The 26,867-nt window shown below is 54.4% G+C and carries 19 protein-coding genes; 7 read left to right on the top strand and 12 right to left on the bottom strand.

Annotation, left to right across the window (positions count from 1 at the left end):
- Nucleotides 1–2: 2 nt before the first annotated feature.
- The 5 genes from hisD to QBD29_RS04420 form a co-directional block, all read right to left on the bottom strand.
- Nucleotides 3–1,310: a histidinol dehydrogenase gene (gene hisD, locus QBD29_RS04440; RefSeq protein WP_280100110.1), complete on the bottom strand. Its 1,308-nt coding sequence runs from the start codon at nucleotides 1,308–1,310 to the stop codon at nucleotides 3–5.
- A 228-nt stretch (nucleotides 1,311–1,538) separates the two neighbouring features.
- Complete coding sequence (locus QBD29_RS04435) at nucleotides 1,539–2,093, bottom strand: hypothetical protein (protein ID WP_280100109.1); 555 nt, start codon at nucleotides 2,091–2,093, stop codon at nucleotides 1,539–1,541.
- A 2-nt stretch (nucleotides 2,094–2,095) separates the two neighbouring features.
- A complete protein-coding gene (gene dacB / locus QBD29_RS04430; RefSeq protein WP_280100108.1) occupies nucleotides 2,096–3,595 on the bottom strand; it encodes a D-alanyl-D-alanine carboxypeptidase/D-alanyl-D-alanine-endopeptidase in 1,500 nt (499 codons plus the stop codon).
- A gap of 104 nt (nucleotides 3,596–3,699) precedes the next feature.
- Complete coding sequence (locus tag QBD29_RS04425; RefSeq protein ID WP_280100107.1) at nucleotides 3,700–4,305, bottom strand: nicotinate-nucleotide adenylyltransferase; 606 nt, start codon at nucleotides 4,303–4,305, stop codon at nucleotides 3,700–3,702.
- A 176-nt stretch (nucleotides 4,306–4,481) separates the two neighbouring features.
- Entirely contained in the window at nucleotides 4,482–6,248 is a 1,767-nt protein-coding gene (locus QBD29_RS04420; protein WP_280100106.1) for a carboxyl transferase domain-containing protein, read from the bottom strand.
- Nucleotides 6,249–6,405: 157 nt separating this feature from the next.
- Between QBD29_RS04420 and ettA the strand changes: the two genes are divergently transcribed.
- Nucleotides 6,406–8,058 carry an energy-dependent translational throttle protein EttA gene (ettA, locus tag QBD29_RS04415; RefSeq protein WP_280100105.1) on the top strand — a complete coding sequence of 551 codons (1,653 nt, stop codon included), beginning with the start codon at nucleotides 6,406–6,408 and terminating at the stop codon, nucleotides 8,056–8,058.
- A 100-nt stretch (nucleotides 8,059–8,158) separates the two neighbouring features.
- Here the strand turns inward: ettA and QBD29_RS04410 are convergent, their stop codons facing one another.
- Together QBD29_RS04410 and QBD29_RS04405 are read right to left on the bottom strand one after the other, a co-directional pair.
- The gene (locus QBD29_RS04410; RefSeq protein WP_280100104.1) at nucleotides 8,159–8,734 is read right to left on the bottom strand and encodes a transposase; all 576 of its coding nucleotides are present in this window, start codon (nucleotides 8,732–8,734) and stop codon (nucleotides 8,159–8,161) included.
- A 22-nt stretch (nucleotides 8,735–8,756) separates the two neighbouring features.
- The gene (locus QBD29_RS04405) at nucleotides 8,757–9,257 is read right to left on the bottom strand and encodes a HutD family protein (RefSeq protein ID WP_280100103.1); all 501 of its coding nucleotides are present in this window, start codon (nucleotides 9,255–9,257) and stop codon (nucleotides 8,757–8,759) included.
- Nucleotides 9,258–9,387: 130 nt separating this feature from the next.
- On the opposite strand from QBD29_RS04405, the gene QBD29_RS04400 reads away from it, so the two are divergent.
- The gene (locus QBD29_RS04400; RefSeq protein WP_280100102.1) at nucleotides 9,388–9,747 is read left to right on the top strand and encodes a hypothetical protein; all 360 of its coding nucleotides are present in this window, start codon (nucleotides 9,388–9,390) and stop codon (nucleotides 9,745–9,747) included.
- A gap of 234 nt (nucleotides 9,748–9,981) precedes the next feature.
- On the opposite strand, the gene QBD29_RS04395 is transcribed toward QBD29_RS04400, so the two are convergent.
- From QBD29_RS04395 to QBD29_RS04375, 5 genes are all read right to left on the bottom strand, one after another.
- Nucleotides 9,982–10,722: an ABC transporter ATP-binding protein gene (locus QBD29_RS04395; protein WP_280100101.1), complete on the bottom strand. Its 741-nt coding sequence runs from the start codon at nucleotides 10,720–10,722 to the stop codon at nucleotides 9,982–9,984.
- A gap of 11 nt (nucleotides 10,723–10,733) precedes the next feature.
- Nucleotides 10,734–11,495, bottom strand: coding sequence for an ABC transporter ATP-binding protein (locus QBD29_RS04390; RefSeq protein ID WP_280100100.1), 762 nt, complete (start codon nucleotides 11,493–11,495; stop codon nucleotides 10,734–10,736).
- A 6-nt stretch (nucleotides 11,496–11,501) separates the two neighbouring features.
- Complete coding sequence (locus tag QBD29_RS04385) at nucleotides 11,502–12,728, bottom strand: branched-chain amino acid ABC transporter permease (protein ID WP_280100099.1); 1,227 nt, start codon at nucleotides 12,726–12,728, stop codon at nucleotides 11,502–11,504.
- Nucleotides 12,729–12,732: 4 nt separating this feature from the next.
- Nucleotides 12,733–13,764 (bottom strand): branched-chain amino acid ABC transporter permease, encoded by a 1,032-nt coding sequence (locus tag QBD29_RS04380; protein WP_280100098.1) that lies wholly within the window; start codon nucleotides 13,762–13,764, stop codon nucleotides 12,733–12,735.
- Nucleotides 13,765–13,872: 108 nt separating this feature from the next.
- Nucleotides 13,873–15,222 carry a substrate-binding protein gene (locus QBD29_RS04375; protein WP_280100097.1) on the bottom strand — a complete coding sequence of 450 codons (1,350 nt, stop codon included), beginning with the start codon at nucleotides 15,220–15,222 and terminating at the stop codon, nucleotides 13,873–13,875.
- A 233-nt stretch (nucleotides 15,223–15,455) separates the two neighbouring features.
- Here QBD29_RS04375 and QBD29_RS04370 point away from each other — a divergent pair, with 233 nt between their 5' ends.
- From QBD29_RS04370 to QBD29_RS04350, 5 genes are all read left to right on the top strand, one after another.
- Nucleotides 15,456–16,712, top strand: coding sequence for an XRE family transcriptional regulator (locus QBD29_RS04370; RefSeq protein ID WP_280100096.1), 1,257 nt, complete (start codon nucleotides 15,456–15,458; stop codon nucleotides 16,710–16,712).
- Nucleotides 16,713–16,762: 50 nt separating this feature from the next.
- Nucleotides 16,763–17,128, top strand: coding sequence for a response regulator (locus tag QBD29_RS04365; RefSeq protein WP_280100095.1), 366 nt, complete (start codon nucleotides 16,763–16,765; stop codon nucleotides 17,126–17,128).
- Entirely contained in the window at nucleotides 17,125–17,370 is a 246-nt protein-coding gene (locus QBD29_RS04360; RefSeq protein ID WP_280100094.1) for a hypothetical protein, read from the top strand. Before QBD29_RS04365 ends, QBD29_RS04360 begins: the two co-directional genes overlap by 4 nt.
- Nucleotides 17,367–20,057, top strand: a complete 2,691-nt coding sequence (locus tag QBD29_RS04355) for a sensor histidine kinase (protein ID WP_280100093.1) — start codon at nucleotides 17,367–17,369, stop codon at nucleotides 20,055–20,057. Before QBD29_RS04360 ends, QBD29_RS04355 begins: the two co-directional genes overlap by 4 nt.
- A 468-nt stretch (nucleotides 20,058–20,525) precedes the next feature.
- Complete coding sequence (locus tag QBD29_RS04350) at nucleotides 20,526–26,756, top strand: Hint domain-containing protein (protein WP_280100092.1); 6,231 nt, start codon at nucleotides 20,526–20,528, stop codon at nucleotides 26,754–26,756.
- Nucleotides 26,757–26,867: the final 111 nt, after the last annotated feature.

The raw sequence follows: 26,867 nt of genomic DNA, 5'->3' as shown, positions 1-26,867 counted from the left end.
TCCTATTCCTCTGGCGTCAGGTCAAAGTTCTCAGTCGGGTAATACTTGTGTAGACGCACATCCGCTGCTCGCGCATGGCCCTCCATACCTTCCAGCCGCGAAATCCGCGCCGTGGCTTCGGCCACACGCTTCGATCCATCCCGCGTAGATCGCTGCCATGTCACAACTTTCATGTACTTGTGAACGGACAAACCACCCGTATACCGCGCAGAGCCTGATGTTGGCAGAACGTGGTTCGTTCCCGATGCTTTGTCCCCGTAAGACACGGTTGTTTCTTCACCCAAGAACAAAGAGCCATAGCACTGAAGGTTATCCAACCACCAATCCAAATCCGCCGCTTGTACCGTCAAGTGCTCTGGTGCGTAGTCATCCGAACAGGCCGCCATTTCCACTCGATCATCACAGACAATCACTTCGGCATAATCGCGCCACGCGGCCCGCGCATTGTCGCGGTTCAACTCAGGCAGCTCTTCGATCAAATCTGGAACCCGTGCCATAACTTTTTCCGCCAGGGGCTGGTCATCCGTCACCAACCACACAGGGGAGTTATAGCCATGCTCGGCCTGTGACACCAAATCCACCGCCACGATTTCCGCATCCGCATCTTTATCCGCCAAAATCAAACTGTCCGTTGGACCCGCGATCATATCAATGCCAACGCGACCAAACAAAATCCGCTTGGCTTCGGCCACAAACTGGTTGCCAGGGCCAACGATAATGTCCGCCTCTGGCAAATCAAACAAACCAAATGTCATGGCCGCAACGCCTTGGACACCGCCCATGGACAAGATTTTATCCGCGCCACACAGGTTCGCCGCATAGATAATCGCTGGGGCCACGCCGTTTTCCCCTTGGGGCGGGGAACAGGCTGTAATGTGTTTCACACCTGCAACCTTGGCCGTTGTTACGGTCATCATCGCTGATGCGATGTGGGAATATCGCCCGCCTGGCACGTAACACCCGGCTGCGCGGACTGGGATGGTTTTCTGCCCTTCAATCAAACCTGGGCGCACTTCCATCTGAAAATCCTGCATCGACGCCTTTTGCGCCTCGGCAAAATGTTTGATGTTCTCATGCGCAAACGCGATATCATCCTTCAGCTTTTGGGGAACCTTCGCCGCCGCCGCTTCGATTTCTTCCTTACTCAGGATCAGCGCACCTTCGTAATTGTCGAACTTGGCCGCGTATTTCATTGCCGCGGCTTCACCACCTTCTTCGATCTCGTTTAGAATGCCACGCACAGTGTCATGCACAGATGCACTGTCTGTTGCAGACGTTTTCGGGGCTTTTTTCAGGTAATTACGCGCCATGGTTCGGCCTCTTGTCAGAAATGATTGATCTATGGCGTCATGGGGCATTGCAGGGGGCTCGTACAAGCCAAGCCTCTAAGTTACGGAGAATCCGAAACTGTGTTTTGGAAGTCGTCACGAACCACAGGCAGAAACGGCAAACTCATGAAAGTCATTCAACAACCCATCCAACACATCATCTCGAAACAAAAAACCCATCGGTTCGAACGGATAACCCGTAAGTTCAAATCAGCTCTGATCATCGGGTCCGACAATCGTAACTCCGTGGTTTCGTTGGATCAAAGAACCAAAATCACCGGCAAGCCTTTTGCCATGCAAATCCTTCGAAAGGGCACTGTGAATGCGGTCTTCCTTTTCTTGTTCCGCATGCGGATCCCACCACCAAGCCCAAGCACTACTCTCTGCTGGACGATACAAAATTTCATCATTGGCTTTGGCAAACCGCGCCACATCATTCACGTTTCGCGCCAACACTTCAGGCTTAATACGATAGATGACTTGAACATTTTTCCACTGCTTCACACCATCCGTCATGTTTTGCGAAATCAGCTCAACATTTCTGGGGTCAGTGTCCAAATCCCCCAGATGCCAAATCTCTTTGCTCGTGATCACAGGTTTCAATGCACTGACCTGAACAAACGTCATTTGGCATCCATCGAATGTAATTTCGAAGATTTCATTTGGCCAAATGGTGTTCAATCCCGCCACCAGACGGTCTGCCAAATCGCCTGCACGTCCCTCAGTGGGGAACAAAAAGATCAGGAAAAGCAGTGCAAATCGCACCCCTAACTTCCAACCCCATATTCCAACGCCCAGCGCCGCAACAGGCGCTGTTGCATGCGTTTGGAACGCTTGCGCCAGGTTGCACTGCCCGCAGGGCGCTCGCGGTCTGCCTTTTTGATCTTGGCCCGCTTGCCCATGTCCGCCGTGAAAATCGCAAACGTCAGCTTTTGCCCATTCGGCGTATCAATATACCCCGCCAAAGCACTGGCAAAATTCAGCGTCCCTGTCTTCGCAAGAACCGTAACCCCTTCAATCGGGGCCGCACGCCCCTTGGAATTGACCAGCTTGATTTCTTTCAACGCGGGCCGCAGCGGCCCATTCCACCCTGATTTCGCCAGAATTTTCATCATCTGATCGGCGCTCACGCGGCTGGCATCGCCAAGGCCAGAGTGATCCACAAATTTCACCCCTTTCGCACCATACGCCCCTTGCACCCAAGACGTCATCTCGCGCCCAGATCCTGCAAGGTTACGCACCGATGCTCCGCGTTTGCGCGTGGCCGTCAGCCCCGTCACCTCGGCCGTAAGGTTGGTGGAATATTTCAACATGGCCTGCACCTGTTTAAACAATGTGCCGCTCACTTCTTGCGCCACAACCGTCCCAGACGGCAGCGATTTGGCAGTTTGCGCCGACGGCAGTTTAATCCCCTGCTGCGCCGCAACGGACCGAAACACCTCGCCCACATATTCATCAATGCGGCGCACAGGCAGCCAACGCCCGCCCCCTTTGCCAAGCGCCCCGCGCATCACGGTCCACTGCTCCGCTTTGCCACCACCTTTGTAGGTGAACAAAGGGGCTTGGCGATTCACCACAGACATTTTGATCCCCCGCACTGCGGGTCGCAGGCGCTTTGATCGCGCATCCATCGTCGTGGCATAACCGTTGCCCGACCGTTTCCATTCAAAATACACGCGATTGAAATTCAAATTCAAACCGGACAGAGACGGATTATACCCCACATGATCAGGCTGCCCCGCATCAATCACCCGCTGATAGGGCAACGCCCCACCATAGACCTTTAACTTGCCTTTGATGCCTTTGATCCCCTGCTTGGCAACACCACGGGCCAAATTGGCCAACCCATCCGTGTCCAAATACGGATCACCGCCCCCAGCCACGATCAAATCCCCCTGCACAATGCCCCCAACAACAGGGCCCGTTGCAATCACCCGCGTGGCATAGCGAAAATCACCACCCAAATGTTGCAGCGCATAAAGCGCCGTCACCGCTTTGGTTACACTTGCAGGAGGCAGCGATTTATTTGGGGTATGCGCTTCTAATACACGCCCAGACGCATCAGCCACAACGATACTAACTGCCCCTGACAACCCCGCCTCTGCGACGATATCTTTCAGGCTCTTTTGCTTATGCTCTGCCTTAACTTTGGCCGCCCCGCGCAAGGGCCGTGCTTTGGGCCGCAAAGATGTTTTCGGCGCATCGGCCAAGGCAGGAACCGCCGTGCTGGCCAATAAAGCAGAGATCAGAAATCTTCGGGTAATCATTGCGCAAACACTCAAATCAGTAACTTTCGGGAAGAAATTAGCACCCAGCAGGGAAAGTTACAAAGCCGCATTTGCAAGGCGCGATCACATTTTTATGCAGTTGATTAGTCTTTGCCCCAATCACCGCGCGCGCGGATTTCTGTGCTCGACAGATCCACCATCGGCCCATTCAACAAACACCACGCAGGGGCCTCGCGAAACGGCAGCGCCTCGGCACGACGCGCCTGAACACGGTGCTGTGCATAGCGCCGCGCGGCACGCGAACCGCCCGCCGCCAGCTGCTCACCAGGCCGCGCCATCACCCCAATGGGAACCGTTTCCATGATCCAGTTCCAGTCCTTCCAGCGGTGAAAATCCGCCAAACTGTCCGACCCCATCAACCACACAAACCGCACCCCGCGATACCGCGGCAACAACGCCTGCAACGTGGCCGCCGTGTATCGCGTGCCAAGCCGCGTTTCGATATCCGTCACCAAAATGCGCGGGTCATCCACCAGATCGAGACAGGCCTGAACCCGCCGCCCAATTTCGGCTGGCCCACGTTTTTTCAGCGGATTGCCAGGCGTCACCATCCACCACACCCGATCCAACTGAAACCGCTTCAACGCCTGTTTTGTAATATGCAAATGCCCCGCATGAGGCGGATCAAACGACCCACCAAGCAAGCCAATACGTTGGCCTTGGGTGGCAAAGGGGAATGGGGCGGTCATGAAGGATATTTAACAGCCACATTGGTTAGGCGCAAAGGGAAAGCGGAACCGCGAAAAGAGCAAGGTTTGTTCATCATGAACAGCATAAAAACCCATTTGGAAAGGTTACCACATCCTTAACGCCGACACGTCCAAATAGACGTGTCGGCGTTAAGGTACTGTTAAGAATAAAGAGATCACCACCCATCCACATACCGCCCACTCGGCACACCGATACCCGCACTCGTCAACGCCCGATCAATCACATCGCGCGTCTCCGCAGGGTCAATCACTGCGTCAAACTCCAACTGGCTCGCCGCATTCAGCGCCTTGCCCTTTTCATACAGGATATCAACCAGCCGCTGATACTCTGCCGCCCGCTCTGCCTCATCCTCAATCGCTGCCAAATGATCGCGATAGCCGAGCTTCACTGCCCCTTCTAACCCCATCGCGCCCACTTCACCCGTAGGCCACGCGCAACACAGATGCGGGCGGTCAAACCCGCCCCCCGCCATGGCCATCGCGCCCAGCCCATATCCCTTGCGCAGGATCACCGTTACCAGCGGCTGCTCAAAATGCGCCCCCGCCAGAAACAGCCGCGAGATATGGGCCACCTGCCCCGTGACTTCCACCTCTGGCCCAACCATAAATCCAGGCGTATCGCACAGCGTCACCACGGGCAGCGCCCACGCATCGCACAGCTGCAAGAAACGCGCGCCCTTGTCGCCCGCCTCCGCATCAATCGCCCCGCCCAGATGCAGCGGATTGTTCGCCAACACACCAACGGCCCGCCCATTGATCCGCGCAAACCCCGTGATCATGCCAGCGCCAAACCCGCGCCGCATCTCCAACCAAGACCCCGCGTCCACAATCTGCGGAATTGCCCCCCGCATGTCATAGGCTTTGGTGCGATCCGCAGGCACCACATCGCGCAGCGCCCCTACGGGGCCGCCCTGCCCTTCGGCACTGGCATTCAACCCCAACAAAACCTTCGCTGCCGCAACCGCCGCCGCCTCATCCACCGTCACCAAGTCATGCACCCCGTTCTTGGCCTGCACATCTGACGGACCAATCTCCGTCGGCTTCACAACACCCAAGCCACCCCCTTCAATCATCGCAGGGCCACCCATCCCGACAAAGCTATTCTCTGTCGCGATCCGCACATCACAAACCCCAAACAACGCTGCATTCCCCGCAAAACAATAGCCTGCCGCGATCCCAATCTTCGGCCCCTTATGCGCCGCGAAATGCCGAAACGACGTGATGTTCAATCCCGCCACAATGAACTGCGCTACATCATAATCATTGGGCCGCCCGCCGCCGCCTTCTGCGAACAGAACAATCGGCAGCCCGTCACGACCCGCCACTTCGATCAGGCGATCCATTTTCTTGTGATGGTAAAACCCCTGCGTCCCCGCCATCACCATGTAATCCACCGCCATCGCCGCAACGGCCCGCCCCGCCACAGTGCCAATACCGCAGATAATCCCGTCCCCTTGCGTGCGCTCCTGCAAGTCTTGTGCCGTGCGTTTTGATCGTTGCGCCGCCACCGCCAATGCGCCGTATTCCACGAAACTGCCAGCGTCGAACAGATCATCAATATTCTCGCGCGCTGTGCGAAACCCTTTCCCGTGCCGCTTGGCCACCGCGTCTGAACGCGCCGCATCCTCCAGCAATGCCATCCGCGCCTCAAACTCCGCCATATCCGCACGCGCCACATGCTGCTCCGCCGCAACCGCAGTCACCTCAGCCGCCTCAAACGTCACCAACGCTTCCCCCCCATGCAGCTCCATTCCAGCAGCCACATGAACCGCCGTCACACGTCCATCCGCAGGCGCGCGCAGATCATGCCGCATTTTCATCAGTTCGGTCGTTACAACCACCGTGCCAGCGGCCACCAAATCCCCCACAGCCACGTGAACCTCTGCCACCAGCGCGGCATTTTCAGCGCGTAAAACCGTCATGATATCCTCCCAGAAATCCGTCTCCCCCACATTGAAGAACCCCACGCCCCCAAAGCAATCCCAAACGTACCGTCAAAAACTCCAACAGGCCCGATTGCACCGCCCTGCCACACGCGCTAAGACCCCTGCTAACGAAATCTCAACGCGGATGATCAAAATGGCTCAGCAATACGTTTACCACATGGACGGCGTGTCCAAAACTTACCCCGGCGGCAAGAAATGCTTTGAAAACATCCGTTTGTCGTTTTTGCCGGGCGTGAAAATCGGCGTTGTGGGCGTGAACGGCGCGGGTAAATCCACGCTGATGAAAATCATGGCGGGGATCGACAAGGAATTCACAGGCGAAGCATGGGCCGCTGAAGGGGCCAAAGTCGGCTATTTGCCACAGGAACCAAAACTCGATCCAGACTTGAACGTGCGCGAAAACGTTATGCTCGCCGTGGCCGACAAAAAGGCGATCTTGGAAGAGTACAACGAACTCGCCATGAACTACTCCGATGAAACCGCAGAACGCATGGGCGAACTGCAAGATTTGATCGACGCCCAAGACCTTTGGAATCTGGACGCCAGCATCGACATCGCCATGGAAGCCCTGCGTTGCCCACCCGATGACGCAGACGTGAAATCCCTCTCTGGTGGCGAAGCCCGCCGCGTCGCGCTGTGCAAACTGCTGATCGAAGCGCCAGACATGCTGCTCCTTGACGAGCCGACCAACCACCTTGATGCGGAAACCATCGCCTGGCTGCAAAAGCACCTGATGGATTACAAAGGCACCATCCTGATCGTCACCCACGACCGCTACTTCCTCGATGACATCACCTCTTGGATTCTGGAACTCGACCGTGGCCGCGGCATCCCATACGAGGGCAACTATTCCAGCTGGCTCGAACAAAAAGCCAAGCGCCTCGCCCACGAAGCCAAAGAGGACAAATCCCGCCAGAAAACACTGGAACGGGAACTCGAATGGATCCGTCAGGGCGCCAAGGCCCGTCAGGCCAAACAAAAGGCACGGATCAACGCCTATAATGATCTCGCGAACCAGTCCGAGCGTGAAAAAATCACTAACGCCCAAATCGTCATCCCGAACGGCCCTCGTTTGGGCGGCAAGGTGATCGAAGTTGAAAACCTGACCAAAGCCTACGGCGACAAACTCCTCGTCGAAGACCTGTCCTTCGCCCTGCCCCCCGGTGGCATCGTCGGCGTGATCGGCCCCAACGGCGCGGGTAAATCCACCCTGTTCAAAATGCTCACAGGCCAAGAACAACCCGACAGCGGCACGGTCACATACGGCGACACGGTTAAGCTGTCTTACGTGGATCAATCCCGCGATAACTTGGACGACACCAAAACCGTCTGGGCCGAAATTTCCGACTCTCAGGACATCATCAAACTGGGTGACGCCGAAATGAACGCGCGGGCCTATTGCTCCGCCTTCAACTTCCGTGGTGGCGACCAGCAGAAAACCATGAACCTCTTGTCAGGGGGTGAACGCAACCGCGTGCATCTGGCCAAACTCCTGCGCGAAGGCGGCAACGTCCTCCTCCTCGACGAACCAACCAACGACCTCGACGTAGAAACCCTCCGCGCGCTCGAAGACGCCCTCGTAGACTTCGCAGGCTGCGCCGTCGTCATCTCCCACGACCGCTTTTTCTTGGATCGGATTTGCACCCACATCCTCGCATTCGAAGGCGAAGCCCACGTAGAATGGTTCGAAGGCAACTTCGCGGACTATGAAGAGGATAAAGTGCGGCGTCTGGGACCGAATGCGCTGGAGCCAACACGGGTGAAGTATAAGAAGTTTACGCGGTGAAACGCTGAGACGATGTCTTAACTCAATACCGTAGGGTGGGGTTTTACCCCACCATCCTTACCTTGCATCACGCACCAAAACGGTGGGGTAAAACCCCACCCTACTCCCCATACTCGCCGTTTGGCACTTCCCCACACCACTCCGCTTCAACCCGCCCCGCGCGGATATCCCGATGGATGCTCGACCACTTCCAATCCACCGCCCGCTCCACACACCCATGCTTCACAGGGTTCCCCCAACAATACCGCACATGGTTTTCGTAATCGCATTCATCGCGAATATGATGCTCCCACAACCGCCGCTGCCAAATGCCAACCTCTCCCTTGTCAACCCGTATGTCGGGGTTCACCCCGACATACCGCCCCGACCGCATACACGGCAATTCCGTCGGCGGGGTGAACCCCGCCCTACGCACGCCCATGGTAAACCGCGCCTTGATCGCCCCCATCCGTGTCCAAAAATCCCGATCCCCATCGGGTAACGTAATCACACAATGGAAATGGTCGGGCAAAACCACCCACGCATCTATCCCGAACGGTCTTTCCGCCTGCGTCACCCGCACCGCATCGCGCAACACATTCACATACCGCACCAACAGATCGCTCTGTCGATCCGCCAACGCCACGGTGAAAAACACCGCCGCCCCTTCCATCTTCGGTCGAATGTAATTTGGCACACCCCACCAAACCGTACCTTGGTTAACGCTTCGTTGACCTCACACAGATCACACATGCGGCGGAGTTCACCTCCCCATCAACCCAAACCACCCCATGTCGCCCAACACCCGCAACCTCACCGCTCAGCACAAACACCACATCCCCCGCCCGCGCCTCACTCACCTCACACACCCGCACCTCCACAGCCGTCCGCGCTGCATCCCAAATAACGTTGAAGTTCTCCACCGCCCCATCCACCAACGCCCCTGTCAACGCCAGCCCACCGTCCCACGTCACAGGCTCGAACGGCCGCAATTCAATCACCCCGTCCGAATGCGTCAAATCCATCCCCGCCCCTGACACCACGGTCGTGCTGCGCTGTAATCCGTCAAACGCCGAAAACAGGCAGTCGCCCACCACCTCGGCCAGACTGATCCGCAAAACCGTGCGCCCATCCTCAACCTGATGAAACACCTCATGGGCCACGCCCTGCCCGTTCGGCCAAGGCATGGTTTTGAACATATCGCGCGGCATCGTTTTCATCTGAAATCTCCTTTGCCCCACTCTGGCGCAAAACGTCTTTCCAAACCACCCGAATGCCCGTTACTGTCGCCACAGGCTTCATCGCACGGCCATCAATGGTTCCTGCACCCGCAAAGACGAAGGATACTCCATGACCCGCTTCATTCTTGCGCCCATCATCGCCTTTGCCCTGCCCGTTTTGCTGGCGATGCTCGGCCTATCGAACGCCCTTGGCGCGCACATCTGGTGGGACAAGACGTCCATCCTGATCGGCGCGCCAATCGGTCTGCTCGCCGCTTTTTTGCTCACGCTGGTCTGGCCCAACAAAGTGAAAACCACGCTCCTTTGGATACTCTTCCTGATCGGGGCCTTCGCGCTTGCAAAATACGGGCAAACCACCTTCGCCAACAGCTACGGCGACGATCAACTGGCGGGCAAACTGTGGTACTTCGGCTGGATCGCCACTGGGGCGGGCGCGGCGGGCGCGATCTACTCGGCCCTGCGCGCCTAACGCGGGTTCTGCTTCGCGCTTAACGCAACACTGTGGCCGATGTGTCGTTAACCTTTGACCCGAACACGCCACCCATACCCAAGGGACCCCTGTTTCTGGGTGGTTTGCATCCTGTTGCAATCCTGCACGACCCTGTGACCTTAACGCGCCGCACGCGGCTTTAGGTTCCTGTAAATACCTAAAGAAAAAGGCGGCCACTTGGGCCGCCCTTCTATCTGGAAATCTTCCGGGAAGTCAGATCGCCAAATACTCATGTCGCAGGTCTTCGTTGTCCAAAACCTCTTTGGCCGTGCCATCAAACACAACCGTGCCCGTGTCCAAAATCACCGCCCGATCCGCAAGGTTCAGTGCCGCAACAGCGTTTTGTTCCACGATGATTGTGGTCATGCCCTGTTCACGGATGTGATGCAGTGTTTTTTCAATTTCCTGAACAATAACAGGGGCCAAGCCCTCGTAGGGTTCATCCAGCAATAACAGCTTGATATCACGTGCCAAAGCCCGCCCAATCGCCAACATTTGCTGCTCGCCCCCAGACAGCGTTGTGCCTTCTTGGTTGCGCCGCTCGCCCAGACGCGGGAACAGATCATAGATGCGCTCAATGGACCACCCGATGGGCTTTTCAATCTGCGCCAATTGGATGTTTTCTTCAACCGTCAGGCCCTGAATGATGCGCCGATCCTCTGGGACAAGGCCGATACCGGACTGGGCCGCTTGCCATGCTTTCATCGTGTGCAACGGCTGGTGATCCAACCAAACCTCACCCTTAACAAGAGCAGGATCATCAAGCCGCGCCAGGGCCCGCAGAGTGGATGTTTTCCCCGCACCGTTGCGCCCCAACAAGGCCAGGATTTCACCCTCATGCACATTCATCGACACCCCTTGCACAATATAGCTTTCACCATAATACGCATGGATATCATACGCCGAAAAATAGGCAGGTGCGGTGGCCGCGTGATTTGCGTTTTTCTCTTTCATCGCGCTCTTCCTTATTCTTCTGCCGCTGTGCCGAGATAGGCTTCTTTGACCTTCGGATTGCTGCGGATTGCATCAGGCAAGTCTTCAGCAATCACAGTTCCTTGCGCCAGAACCGAAATCTTTTGCGCAAGGCTAAACACCACGCCCATATCGTGTTCGATAATGGCCATAGTGATCTTCAACCGATCTTGGATTTCCTTCAGCAACTCAATGGTGCTTTCTGTATCCGCACGGGCCATGCCCGCCGTTGGTTCATCAAGCAACAACAGCTTAGGGCTTTGCGACAGACACATCGCCATTTCCAAACGCCGTTTGTCCCCGCGCGACAGGCTTGATGCCATCATCTCGCGTTTTTCGATCATGTTCACATCGGTCAGCATTTGCTCGGCGCGATCGCGAATTTCACCATCTTTTGCCACTTGACGCCACGCGTTCAATTCAAACGATCCATCCCGTTTCGCAAAACACGGGATCATCACGTTTTCGAACACGGTCAGATCAGCAAAAATCTCGGGTGTTTGGAACACGCGGCTGACACCAATCTGGTTAATCTGGTGGGGTTTGATCCCCAGCAAAGACTGACCATCAAACATCACAGACCCCGTGTCTGGCACAAGCTTGCCAACAAAACAGTTCAGCAATGTTGATTTCCCCGCACCGTTTGGTCCGATGATCGCGTGAATTGTGCCTTCTTCCACAGACAGGTTCACATTTTGCAACGCTTTCAAGCCGCCAAACGACTTGTTAACGTTTTGGACTTCAAGAATACCCATGCTCAGTTACTCCGATGGTGTATTGCGTTGGTCGGCTGCGGGTCCTTCGACACCGCCGCCTTTGCGGTCACGACGGGCAAAGTTCGCCAATTTCTGGCCCCCTTCGACCAATCCACCAGGAAGGAAGATCACGATCAGCATAAAGATCAGGCCAAGTGTCAGGTGCCAGCCTTTGCCAACAAATGGGTAGACGATTGTCACGATGACATCTGTCAGACCATCTGGGAAAATGCCGAACCAAACTTCCAGCGTGGCTTTGTTGATCGTTGAGAAAATGTTCTCAAAGTATTTGATCAAACCAGCGCCCAGAACCGGGCCAATCAATGTCCCCGCACCCCCAAGGATGCTCATCAAAACCACTTCGCCAGAGGCTGTCCATTGCATACGTTCAGCCCCAACCTGTGGGTCCATCGCAGCCATCAAACCACCTGCCAAACCAGCATACATGCCAGAGATGACGAAACAGGCCAGCATATAAGGACGTGTGTTCAAACCCGTATAGTTCAGACGCTGTTGGTTGGACTTAACCGCCTTCAGCATCAGCCCAAAAGGAGAGCGGAAGATACGAATGGCAACGTAAAACGCCACCAACATCATCAGACCAGAAATGTAATAACCCCAGTTAAAGGTCCATTCCCAGCCAGCGACGGGCACTTTAAAGCTGTCAGTCATTTCAAGCCCAAACAAAGACGGCTTTGGAATGTTGCCACCCTCTGGTGTACCTCCGCCCAAAAATGCTGGGAAAATCCGTGGGTCATTCAGGTTGGTTTGCAGACCTGTTTCACCGCCCGTGATCGGGGTCAAAACAGACGCGGCCAAAGCAAAGGCCATTTGCGCAAACGCCAACGTTAGGATCGAAAAGTAGATACCAGATCGACGCAGCGAGATATAGCCAATCGCCAGTGCGATAATCCCTGCCACAATGGTCGAAAAGATGATCGCAGGGATCACGTTGATCGACAGCAGCTTCAGCATCCACATGCCAGCATAACTGCCCGCCCCAAGGAACGCCGCGTGACCAAAGGACAAATATCCTGTCAGGCCAAACAGAATGTTAAAACCAATGGCAAAGATGCCAAAGATAACAAACCGCTGCATCAAATCGGGATAACCAGCGTTAAACTTTGCCAGCCCTGATGCTTCTGGGAATGGGTTCAACAGGATGGGCGCGAGCGCAACCATCGCCATAACGATTACGAACAATCGCAAATCTTTTTTGTTCAGTCCAAGCATGTTCTTAATCCTCCATCACGCCTGCACGACCCATCAAGCCACGCGGGCGGGTCAACAGAATGATGATTGCAGCAAGGTAAATAACGATCTGGTTGATACCAGGCAGCAGCTCGATCACTTCGCGCATGGACGCAAAGCTTTCAAGAATGCCCAGAACAAACCCAGCCAGAACAGCACCGGGCAAACTGCCCATGCCGCCCACAACAACCACAACGAACGAGATCACGAGGAAATCCATCCCCATGTGGTAGTTCGGAGAGTTAATCGGTGTGTACATAACGCCCGCGAGGCCAGCCACCGCAGCCGCCACACCAAACATGATGGTAAAGCGACGGTCGATGTTGATGCCCAACAGACCAACCGTTTCACGATCTGCCATACCCGCACGAACAACCATCCCAAAGGTGGTGTAGCGCAAGAAGGCAAAGACCATGCCGATCAGCAGAACCGAGAATAGGAAGTAAATAATCCGCCAATACGGATAAATAATCGCGCCTGGATCACGCCCAATCAGTGCGCCAAAATCGAAGAATCCGAACAGCGCTTGAGGCGCTGGCGTCGGGATTTGGTTCGCGCCGAAGTAGTATTTGATGACCTCTTGCACAACAATAGCCAAGCCGAAAGTCACAAGGATCTGATCCGCGTGCGGGCGGTTGTAAAAATGTTTGATGAGGCCACGTTCCATGATCACGCCGATCAAAACCATCACAGGAATAGCGAACAGGATGGCCAGCGGGACCGACCAATCAATGATGGCGCCCCCCATTTCTGGGCCGAACCAATCGTTCACATAGGGCACATTCACTTTAAGCGGGTTGCCAAGGAAATCTTTTTGGGTTTCGTCAAGGACCACACGGCTCAGCGACAAAAGACGTTGAAGCGTTACGGCACAAAAAGCACCAAGCATGAAAAGCGCACCATGTGCGAAGTTCACCACGCCAAGCGTGCCGAAAATGAGCGTTAGACCAAGAGCAATCAACGCATAGGCGCTGCCCTTATCAAGCCCATTCAAAATTTGAAGGATAAACTGGTCCATGGGTGTCCCCGATATAAACTAGGTGCGCAGGATCAGTTTCGCGCACCGTTAGTGGGTGATAATTTGTGGAAAAAGGGCCCCAGAAAACTGGAGCCCTTTGAATTTGGCTTAAGCGCCTGGGTTACAGGAACCCAGCTCACCGCCAAAGATAGACGCATCGTAAGTGACCTGCGCAGCAGGTGTCACTTCTACGATTTCCAGAAGGTCGAACTCGGATGTTGGGTTCTCTTTACCCTTCACAACCAGAACGTCCTTAAAGCACTGGTGGTCTTCAGCACGGTACAATGTTGGGCCGTTGCCCAGACCGTCGAATTCCAGACCTTCAAGTGCTTCTGCAATGCCACATGGGTTGAACGTGCCAGCCATTTCAGCCGCTTGCGCGTAGAGCATGATCTGACAGTACACTGTGTGCGCAGCCTGTGATGGAGGGAAGCCGTACTTCGTACCAAAGGACTTAACGAATGCTTTGGAGCCTTCGTCTTGCAAGGACCAGTGCCAGTTTGTGGAACCGTAGATACCCTTAACGTTTGCACCCGCACCTTTCGCCATCAGACGAGAGTACAGTGGAACAACAATTTCGAAGTTCTGACCGTTTGCTTGCGCTTCACGCAGACCAAACTGAACCGCAGATGTCAGTGAGTTCACCATGTTACCGCCGTAGTGGTTCAGAACCAGAACGTCAGCACCGGAGTTCAGAACAGGCGCCACATAAGAAGAGAAGTCTGTTTGTGCCAGTGGTGTTTTCACCGCAGCAACAGTTTCCCAACCCACAGCTTCTGTAGATGTGCGAACGGCTTCTTCTGTGGTGTAACCCCAGTTGTAGTCCGCTGTCAGGTGGTAAGCTTTACGGTTTGTACCGTAGTTCTTTGCCAAGATCGGAGCCAAAGCAGCGCCAGACATGTAAGAGTTAAAGAAGTGACGGAAACCGTTGGCCTTCTTGTCTTTACCTGTCGTGTCGTTGGAGTGTGTCAGACCCGCCATGAAGATGATACCAGCTTCCTGACACAGCGCTTGCACAGCAACCGCAACACCAGAAGAAGACCCACCTGTGATCATGATTGCGCCGTCTTTTTCGATCATGGACCGAGCAGATGCGCGTGCAGCGTCTGGCTTTGTTTGTGTATCGCCTGTGACGTACTCAACTTTTTTGCCAAGGATACCGTTGCCTTTCAGTGCGTTTGCACCGCCGCCAACTTTGAATGTACCCATCATGCCGCCGTCGCCGCCACCGTTCAGGTGCTCAACAGCAAGCTGGTACGCGCGCAGTTCGTCCGCACCCTCATCCGCGTAAGGACCTGTTTGTGGAACGTTAAAACCAAGCGTTACGGAAGACCCCTGAGGAGCGTTCATGTAACCAGCGTGGCTTGCAGCTGTCAAAAGAGTTGGCATTGCCAAGCCAGCACCCGCAAGGGCCCCACCTTTGAGCACACCACGACGTGTTGTGTTTTTCATGTTCATAGATTTCCTCCCAATGAACTCAATTTTTGACCGGCCGAACATCCTCCCTAGGACACGCGCCCGGACATCCAGTCAAATTATTGACATCGCCATTTTTGAGCCTAACTGTGAAAAACGCAATAAACGCTTGCTTTCAATGAGTTTTTTTGTAAATAAATTCTCCTATATCTTGATTAATGTGTAAATTAGTTAACACAACGTGGGCAAACGCTGGCAATCAAAGGATAAATTCAATGGCACGAACTTTGATTGGGACCCGTATTCGCGAACGCAGACGCGCCAAAAAGCTGACCCAAACCGCTTTGGCAAAGGCCGTGGGAATTTCCGCCAGCTATTTGAACCTGATTGAGCATAACAGGCGGGGAATCGCAGGTCGCACGCTGATCGCACTTGCACGCGAATTGGGTATGCAGCCCGCAGACCTGAGCGAAGGGGCAGATGCAGCCCTGATCAACGCTCTAACCGAAGCCGCAAAAACCGATCCCAACGCGGTGCCAGAAGTGGACCGCATCGAAGAGTTCGTTGGCCGTTACCCAGGCTGGGCCAAACTGTTGTCGAGCGTATCGCGCACCACGCAAGAACAGCAAGAAACGCTGACGGCCATGTCCGATCAAATGGCCCATGATCCGTTTGTGTCTGAAACCATGCACCAAATTCTGTCCAATATCACCGCAATCCGATCCACCGCGAGCATCTTGGCCACAGAAAGCGAAATCCCGCCTGACATGCAGGAACGTTTTTTAAGCAACCTGCACAACGACAGCCAAAGATTATCTGACACGGCAGAAAAGATGGTCGATTTTTTCGACCGCGAAGAACGATCAGAAACCCCTACTCCCACCACCGCAGTGGCCCATGATTTTTGGGCGTCCAACAATTACGTATTGGATCAAGGCGTCGCCCCAACACCCAGCAGCAACACACAATCAGCACCAATTTTGCACAACAGTATCGAACGGTTTTCCAAACTCGACACCGCAATGCCCAGCGCCACCTTTGTCGACGAGGCTGAAAAAGCGCGGTTCGACCCTTTGGCTATTTCTAAAGCCTTTGATGTGAACGTGATGGACGTTCTGTTCCGTTTGGCACACATGCCGCCTGACGCGGATTTCCCAATTTTTGGCCTGATCGAAGTGGATATGTCTGGCGCTGTTCTTATGCGCAAACCCACAGCCGAACTTACATTGCCGCTTTACTCGTCTGCTTGTCCATTGTGGCCCGTTTATCGCGCATTCGCCCATCCAGGCCAGATTTTGCGTGCCCCAATGGAAATGCCGTCTGGGGATCGCGTTCTGACCTATGCCTTGGCCGAGGCGGTTGGTGAAAAGGACTACACTTTGCCCCCCATCTTACGATCTACCATGATCTTTAGCGCCGACCCAAAGGTGCTGGGCAAACATCAACCGGCCCCTGTGCTGGCAGGGCTTCATTGTTCCGTGTGCCCACGCAAGTCCTGCGAAGCACGGCGTGTTGACTATATCCTTGCCTAAGCCGTGACCTTTACTTTACGTTCAGCGGCGCGATCAGTTGGGAGGCTGAAATGCACGAACGAGTGCTTTTGATCGAGGATGAACCTCATATTGTAGAAGCGATCAGTTTTTTACTGACACGAGAAGGCATTTCCGTCAGCACTCATGCCAATGGCAGTGACGCGGCTGAAACAACAGCGCGGCTTGCGCCCGATTTGGTTATTCTTGATGTGATGCTTCCTGGCAAAAGCGGCTTTGATATCCTTGAAGAAATTCGCAGTTCAGACACCGTGGCTGACACGCCCGTTTTGATGTTAACCGCAAAAGGCCAATCCCGCGACCGCGCAGCGGCACAGGCCGCTGGTGCGTCCATGTTCATGACCAAACCTTTTTCCAACAAAGAGATCGTTGCCAACGTCAAAGCGTTGTTGCGATGAACGACCAGCCAACACGTTCAATCCCCACCAAAGGACCAGGACGCCGCTTTCGGGATCTGGCGGTGTTGCTTCCGTGTTTGGGGATATTGCTGTTGGTTACGCCGTTTGTGTCGATCTTCACGCATTCTGGCCATGTCTTTGGCCTGCCTTCCGCCATCTTTTACGTGTTTGGTGTTTGGGCGGGCTTGATCATCCTTGCACTGGGGTTGGCACGCCGCGCGAATAAGGCCAATCGGTCATGAATTCGTTCAATCTGCTTGTTTCGATCTGTCTGATCTACGTGATCGCGCTGTTCGTGGTGGCCTATATTGCAGAACGTGCGGCGGATCGGGGGCGGTTCAATTTTTTGCGCTCTCCGCTGATCTACACGCTGTCCATTTCCGTCTACTGCACGGCGTGGACGTATTATGGTGCTGTTGGATCAGCCGCCCGAAATGGGCTGGAGTTCATTACGATTTACCTCGGCCCAACGCTGGTGTTCATCGGCTGGTGGTGGGTCTTGCGCAAACTTGTGCGCATTGGACGGGAACAGCGCATAACATCCATCGCCGATTTGCTGTCGTCCCGATACGGCAAAAGCGGCTTTTTGGCGGTTTTGGTCACGCTTTTGGCTGTGATCGGCACAACGCCTTATATCGCGCTGCAACTGCAATCTCTTGCGCTTAGCTTTGCGGTCTTCACCTCGTCTGGCGGCGGGTCTGCACCGTCGCCAACTGCAACTGCATTTTATGTAGCAGTGGGATTGGCCGTGTTCACAATCGTTTTTGGCACACGCAATTTGGATGCAAACGAACGCCATCATGGCGTTGTCACCGCCATCGCGGTCGAGGCCATTGTAAAGCTTGCCGCCCTTGTGTCTGTTGGGGTCTTTGTTGTTTGGGGCGTAGCAAACGGCCCATCCGATATCTTTTCAAAAATGGACCCTACGTTGCTGAATTCAGGCGAGATTTTCAACAATCGCTGGCTCACGCTCACGCTGTTGTCTGCAACGGCAATTCTGTGCCTGCCGCGCATGTTTCAGGTGATCGTTGTTGAAAATGATGATGAGAAACACTTGGCCACAGCCAGTTGGGCCTTTCCGTTGTACCTTTTTTTGATGAGCCTGTTTGTTCTGCCCATCGCCATTGCGGGCCTGTCCACTTTGCCCGAAAACGCCAACCCTGATCTGTTTGTTTTGACGGTTCCGCTGGCCCAAGGCCAAAACAACCTCGCCACGTTTGCGTTTTTGGGGGGATTTTCCTCTGCCACATCGATGGTCATTGTGGCCTCCATCGCCCTATCCACGATGATGTCAAACCACATCGTATTGCCCTTATGGCTGCGAGCAAACGCCAGCCGCAATCCAGCCAGCGACGATGTCCGTCTGATGCTGTTGCGATCCCGTCGTGCCAGCATCGCGGTCGTATTGGCCCTCGGCTATCTGTATTTTCAGTTTACAGGCGGTACAGGCGCGTTGGCCTCCATCGGACTTATCGCGTTTTTGGGTGTGGCACAGGTGTTGCCCGCAATGATCGGCGGTTTGTTCTGGTCAAACGCCACGCGCTCTGCCGCCATCGCTGGTATCTGCACAGGCTTTGCGCTTTGGGCCTATACTTTGTTCTTACCAAGCTTTGGGGGGACCTTCATTCTTACGGAGGCGACCTTACAAAATGGCCCGTTTGGCATCGGCTGGCTCACCCCGCAAAATCTGTTGAATGTGCAAATTAACGACCCATTGGTCCACGCGGTGTTTTGGTCGCTTAGTATGAACATCCTTGTGTTTGTCCTCGGCTCGGTATTGACCACACCCACGGCCATCGAACGTTTACAATCTGTGCAGTTCATCAACGTTTTTGGCCAAATGCCCGCGCGCCGTGGGATCACCCGCAGCACGCCAATTGAAGATTTCTTGATCCTTGCGCAACGCATTCTAGGCCGCGAAGAAGCCATGGCCCTGTTTCGCGAACAGGCAAAACTTCAAGGTAGCGGCACACCTTTGCCCGAACCAACCAGCGAATTTGTCTCGGCACTGGAACGGGAGTTTTCTGGCAACGTTGGTGCGGCGGCGGCCCATGTGATGATGGAACAGGTCGCGGGTGGGGCCGAAATTTCGTTTGAAGATATGATTGCGGTTGCGGATGAAACCGCGCAAATCATGGAATATTCCGCCCGATTGGAAACCCAATCCGCTGAATTGGCCCATACCGCCGAACAATTGCGCACCGCCAATGATAAACTGACCCAGCTTAGCCAGCAGAAGGACACTTTCTTATCGCAGGTCAGCCACGAATTGCGCACGCCAATGACCTCGATCCGCACCTTTTCAGAGATTTTGCGCGACAGTGATCCTTTGGACCCCGACCAATTGAATAAATTTGCCTCCATCATTCATGATGAGAGTATCCGCCTTACGCGTCTGCTTGATGATATTCTGGATTTGAGCTTCATGGAAAACGGCCGTGTTCAGTTAAACATGGAAACTGTCCCACTCAGCTCGATAATCGAGCGGGCCATGACCACAACACAGGCCCAGACAAGTGACACCAATGCGAAAATTTTGCGGGATGAAATGGCAGAGGAGGTCATGCTCTACACCGACCCCGACCGCCTGTCGCAAGTGCTTATCAATCTTATTACAAATGCCCTGAAACACTGCGGGGCGAAGGCGCCTGAAATTGCGGTTCTGAGCGGCATTTACAAGGATCGACTGGTTATTGATGTGGCGGATAATGGCACGGGTATCAGCAAAGATGACATCGGCATTATCTTTGAAAAATTCTCAAAACTATCCAGCAAAGTCACGGCAGGCAGCGCGGGTTTGGGCCTGCCAATCAGTCGTGAAATCGTCAAAAACCTTGGAGGAACCTTGTCTTATGAAGGGACCGAAAAAGGCGCGATTTTTCGCATTTCTCTCCCCTATACAAACACCCAAACCAAAGCAGCGGAATAGTAAATTTTCCCGTCAAAGTTGTACTTATTTTTAGAATCGTAAACCTATGGGTTCGCGGCCAAAATGTGGCATTGTTCCCGATTGTGATACAAACAGGTTGTTTGCAACGGAGTGTTTCCACAAAATTATCCAAAATGGCCATTTTTGGGCAAAAACTAATAAAAATGATCTAAAAATGCGGATTTTTGCTTGTTTTGATAAAGTGCCTATGCGTAAACCACGATGGGGGTAAGCGTTTTGGGTTAAGTCTGTTCTTAATCACCGCCCATATCGCTTCAAAAGATAATCGCGTTTGGAGAATTGCGTTGGCAATGATCCAGACTGGCGGAGTGAGTAATAGGTTGTGTGAGTAGCGGTCCGCTGGGGTTCTCTCTCGTTTCCTTCAAAGCTTTGCCGTTTAGGCCCGCAAGGGTGGAGTTTTGTGTGTTGTGTGCAGCACGTGGATGACAAGGTAACGAGGAATAAGTAATGTCGAATTTTGACGCGAGTACAGTGAACGGTCTTGTTGGCCTTTGGGATTTCCGCAACGGCGCGGAATTGAGCGATACAGGTCTCGATGATGGGGTAGCTCAAAACGGTTGGTTGCACGGCAACGCCAATATCTCTGGCGACCGCTTGCACCTTGATGGCCACGGCGATTACTTCGAAGTTGATGGTGAAATCATCGGCGGCTCACATGGTGACTCTCCAAATGTTGGTGACGACGACCCATTCGATATGAGCGCCGGTACGCTCGAAATTCAGTTCAACCAAGATGCACACGTTGGTTCCAGCCCAGACACATTGGTGTCTCGTGGTGAATACGCAGATCGCGGTTCCGAAGGTTACTTTGAACTGGCCATTCAAGCGGATGGTTCCATCTACGTGATCCACTGCGCAGACGGCGCCGACATTTGGAAAATGTCCACAGCACCCAACATTGCCAATCCAGGTGACACGGTTAATGTGAAATACACATGGGACGAAGCAACAGGCGTTCAGCTCGAAGTCGAAAACCTGACGACTGGTGCAACGGAAACTGTAAGCTCTGACACAACTGGCCTGACAATGGAAATCGGCGACAACGACGATGAATCCTGGCAGATCGGTGTGCGCGAAAGCGATGACGGCACATACAACCACTTTTTTGATGGTTCCATTGATTACATGGCAATCTACGAAGAAGAAGCCGTAAATGGCCCTGTTGATGGCACAAACGGTGACGACATTATGCTGCCAGGCTTTGTTGACGCGCAGAACGATACAATCGACGGCGCAGATGGCGACGACGATACAGTGTTCGGTTACGATGGCGACGACGTTATCGCTGGTGGCGAAGGCACAAACACATTGTTTGGCGGCTCAGGCGATGACGTGTTCATCGGCGGCGACGGCGCTGACAACTTCCAAGGCAACGCGGGTCAAGACAACCTTGATTACTCCAACAGCGATGCAGCAGTGAACGTAAATCTCGACACTGGCGCATTGTCAGGTGGGGATGCAGACAACGACAGCATTATTGGCGGTATCGACGGCGTGATCGGTTCTGATTTCGACGATACTTTGGTTGGGTTCGACCAACAGGGCACAACACCTGCCGATACCTTCTCTAACCAACTGTTTGGTGGTGCAGGCGAAGACTACATCGAAGGCCAAGGCGGCGATGACTTGCTTGATGGTGGCGCGGACGACGATGAAATCTACGGTGGTGACGGCGCAGACGAAATCACAGGTGGCACTGGCGCGGACTACATCGAAGGTGGCGCGGATGACGACGTTATCTACGGCGGTGACAACGGCGCAGGCGGCACAACAACTGTGCGCGAAAGCTTAGAGTGGAACGAAGCACCAGGCTTTACAAACAATGGTGCAGCCAGTGGCTTTACGCAAAACACAGGCAATGTGGACGTCACGTTCTCCATTCTGAATGAAACGGGTTCAGCCAGCACCGAGTGGGAAACAGACAATCAAAACGTGTCCGACATCGACGGTGATGGCAACGCAATTGATGACAACAGCTCGCTCTATTCCGTGTTGAACGGCAACGGCAATGATGCTGACTATGCCCTTGATTTCTCTGACGAAGTTGAAAACGTTTCCTTCCGCATCAACGACATTGACGGTGACGGTGTTGTAAACGTCAAAGCGTACGACGAAGACGGAAACCAAATCGAAATCAGCATGGTTGGCGGGTCCGACCTGACACTGCTCGACACCGACGGTGTGGCGGGTGTCGACACCGCTGACTCCAACGGTGGATATGCGGCGGATACTTCTGCTGATTACTCCGTTCTGGTGAGAATTCCAGGCCCAGTAGCGCGCATCGTGATCGAGCATGATCAAAACGGTGGCGACAATACTGGTATCAACGTCACAGATGTATACTTTGACGCGACAGTTGCTGACCCAGCAGACGAAGGCGACACCATCTTTGGTGGCGACGGCGACGATATCATCTTTGGTGAAGCAGGTGGCGACATCATCGACGGTGGCGAAGGTGCAGACCAAATCAGCGGTGGCGCGGATGCAGACCGCATCAACGTGGTTTCTGCTGCTGACGGCATCGGTGATGTTGTTGATGGTGGTTTCGAAGGTGACGACAACGATACGTTGGATCTGACAAACGTTGGCCCATTCCGGATCATCAACGAAACAACCGATCCAGATGGCAACTCAACATCTGGTACTGTTGAATTCCTTGACCCGACAACGGGTGACGTGCTCGGCACAATGGATTTCGCTGAAATCGAAAACATTCTCGGCGATCCTGTTGCACTGGACGGCACAGTGTCTGGTACAGACGGAAACGATGTGATCGACGTGAACTATACGGGCGATCCAGACGGCGACATGATCGACAACAACGATGCAGTTGTTGGCAATGCTGGCTCCAACGACGACATTGTCGAAGCAGGTGATGGCAATGACACAGTCTTTGCAGGCCAAGGCAACGACACTGTCTTTGGCGGCGAAGGCAACGACAGCATCGACGGTGGCAGCGGCAACGACACACTGATGGGTGACGAAGGCGACGATCGCATCTTTGGCAATGCTGGCAACGACGAAATTTTCGGCGGCGACGGCAACGACAACCTCGGTGGCGCTGACTCTGGCGATGACACCTACTATGGTGGTGATGGCAACGACATGGTCGAAGCCTCCTTTGGCGACGACACGTTGTTCGGTGGCGAAGGCAACGATGATCTTTGGGCTTCAGCAGACGATGACCTCGTTTACGGTGGCGAAGGCGACGACCAGTCCTATGGCGGTCACGGCCAAGACACGGTTTACGGCGATGCTGGCAACGACACGCTCTCTGGTGGGTCTGACAGCGACACCGTATTTGGTGGAACTGGCAATGACGTCATTCAAGGTGGTGGCAACTTCAAAGATGACACTGGTCCAGACGCGGCAAACACGCTGTATGGTGGCAATGACCGTGACACTTTCCTTGGTGCAACAGATGGCGACATCGTAGACGGCGGCGCAGGTGGCGATGACTATGACGTCCTCGACCTGACAGGCGAAGGCCCGTTCCGTGTTGTAAACGAAGTGCCAGATTCCAACGGAAATGGCACAGACGGTACAATCGAATTCTTGGATGCCGATGGCAACGTCACAGGCACGCTTGAATTTACTGAAATCGAAGAAATCATCGGCGACCGTATTGACCCAGACGGGACAGTTCACGGCACAGATGGCAACGACGTTATCAATCCTGGCTTTGTTGACCCACAAGGTGACACAGTTGACGGCGATGATGGCGACGACGACATCATTGAAGCAGGCGATGGCGACGACGTTGTGAACGCTGGCGAAGGTGACGACACCGTATTTGGTGGCGAAGGCGCTGACAGCATTGACGGCGGTAACGGCGACGATGTTTTGAACGGTGAAAACGGTGACGACACAATCCGTGGTCGTGATGGCGAAGACACTCTTGATGGTGGCGACGGCGACGACCGCTTGTTTGGCGGCGGCGACAACGACAGCATCACAGGCGGTGACGGCAGCGATGACGTATTCGGTGGCGCAGGGGATGATGTGATCGACACATCTGGCCCAGGCTCAAACAACCTTCTGGACCCAGAAGGCAACCCAGACGAAGGGTATCCTGGCGTTTATCCAAGCGACGATGATCCGAACAACGATTTGGATACAGTTGACGGTGGTGGCGGCGACGACATCATCACCACAGGTGATGACAATGACAGCATCATCGGTGGCGCTGGTGAAGACACTATTTACGCTGGTTTTGACGATGACACCGTGGACGGTGGCAACGACGACGACTTGATCGTAGGGTCAGAAGGCAACGATGAAATCCGCGGTGGCCAAGGCAACGATGTGATCTACGGCGGGCTGGAAACAACCGACATTCTGGATATTCCAGATGATGTTGACCTGCTGCCAGACAACAACACAGACACACTTTACGGTGGGAACGGCAACGACACGATCTATGGTCGCGACGATGACGACCTCATCTATGGTGATACTGGCAATGACGTTCTGTTCGGCGGCATCGACGACGACACACTGTACGGTGGCCAAGGCAATGACACGTTCGAAGGTGGCGAAGGCGAAGACCAACAGTTTGGTGGCAACGATCGCGACACATTCAACGTTCTGTCCGCAGCGGATGGCATCGGCGATGTTGTTGACGGTGGTTCAGAGGGTGTTGACGAAGATACCCTTGATCTGTCCAACGTAGGTGACTTCCAGATCATCAACCAAACGCTTGATGCAGACGGCGACTCCACATCAGGTACGGTTCAGTTCCTTGACGCAGACGGTAACGTCACTGGCGAAATGGAATTCTCTGAAATCGAGAGCATTCTCGGAACAGGTGGCCCAGACGGCACTGTTCACGGTACAGCTGGCGATGACGTTATGAACCCCGGCTTCATCGACACCCAAGGCGACACCATTGATGGTGACGACGGCGACAATGACATCATCGAAGCAGGTGACGGCAATGATCTGGTGAACGCTGGCAACGGCGATGACACAGTCTTTGGCGGCGACGGCAACGACACATTGTCAGGCAACGATGGCGACGACACTCTTTATGGTGAAGACGGCAACGACCGCTTGTTCGGTGGCGACGGCTTTGACACCTTGTTTGGTGGCGCGGGTGACGACACATTGTCAGGCAACCGTGATGGCGACCAACTGTTTGGTGGCGAAGGCAACGATACCTTGAACGGCGATATCGCAGCGGACACGCTGGATGGCGGCAACGGCGACGATCTGTTGCGCGGCGAAAACGGCGACGACTTGATCTTTGGTGGCGACGGCAGCGACACAGCTGACGGCGGTGACGGCAACGACACCATCGACACGTCTGGTCCGGGGTCTGACGATCTGCTCGATCCGACAGGCAACCCAGATCAGGGTTACCCTGGCATCTTCCCTGGTGATGATGATCCGTTCAACGACATGGACACCGTGTTTGGCGGTGGTGGCAGTGACACCATCACAACAGGCGACGACGATGACAGCATCGACGGCGGCGCAGGCAACGATACAATCTACGCTGGCTTTGACGACGATACCATCGACGGCGGCGACGGCGACGACTTGATCGTTGGCGGCGAAGGCAACGACGAAATCGAAGGTGGCCTTGGCAACGATGTTATCTACGGCGGACTGGAAGGCATTGACGTGCTCGACATTCCAGATGCCATCGACTTGGTGCCAACAAACGGGCTCGACACTGTCTTTGGCGGTGAAGGAAACGACACCATCTTTGGTGCGGACGACGATGACGTTCTGCACGGTGACGAAGGTAACGACGTTCTGTTCGGCGGTATCGACGATGATACATTGTTCGGTGGCACTGGGTCAGATCAGTTCACTGGCGGCGAAGGCTCTGATGAACAGTATGGCGGAGCCGATGCTGATACCTTTACGATCACTTCTACCGAAGACGCTATTGGCGACTCAGTTGACGGTGGCTCTGACGGGGACGACAACGACACGTTGAACCTGACAGGTGTAGGTCCGTTCCAGATCATCAACGAAACTGTTGATGCAGATGGCAACTCTACATCAGGTACGATCCAATTCTTGGACGCACCAGGTGGCACAGTGGTTGGCGAGCTGGAGTTCTCTGAAATCGAAACAATCGTTCCTTGCTTTACGCCGGGGACACTGATTGCAACGATGACAGGTGAAAAACTGGTCGAGGACCTGAAAGTCGGCGATCGTGTGATAACACGGGACAACGGCGCACAGGAAATCCGCTGGTTGGGCAACAAGCCAATGTCTGGTGCGCAACTGCAAGCCAACCCACATTTGCAGCCAGTTTTGGTGCGCAAGGGTAGCTTGGGCGGCGGTCTGCCAGAACGGGATATGCTCGTGTCTCCGAACCACCGCATGTTGATCAACAACGCCGAAGTGGGCCTGTTGTTCAACGAGCCAGAAGTTCTGGTTGCAGCCAAGCACCTGATCAATGCTGACAAAGGCATCGTTTCAGTGGCCGCATCCCAAACGAACTACATCCACTTCATGTTCGACCACCACGAAGTGGTTCTGTCGAACGGCGCATGGACCGAAAGCTTCCAGCCTGGTGATCAGGCGATGGCGGGTGTGTCCCAAGAACAGCGCAGCGAAATCGTCGAACTCTTCCCAGAGTTGGCGCACGCTGAAGGCCGCGAAGCATTCGCCTCGTCCCGCCTGTCGCTGAAAGCGTTCGAAGCAAAAATGCTCAAATAAAACCGATTAACCCGCTCCTTAGGAATAAGGGGCGGGTTTTTAACGTGATCACGCCGTGCCTGCGTATTGGGTCCGTGTGTGAACTCACTTATGCGTAGGCTCGAGCAACAT

Origin of the sequence: Amylibacter sp. IMCC11727 (genome assembly GCF_029854195.1) — a bacterium.
Classification (GTDB): domain Bacteria; phylum Pseudomonadota; class Alphaproteobacteria; order Rhodobacterales; family Rhodobacteraceae; genus Amylibacter.
Note: the sequence above shows the minus strand (reverse complement) of the source record. Positions and strands in the feature narration are given on the sequence as shown.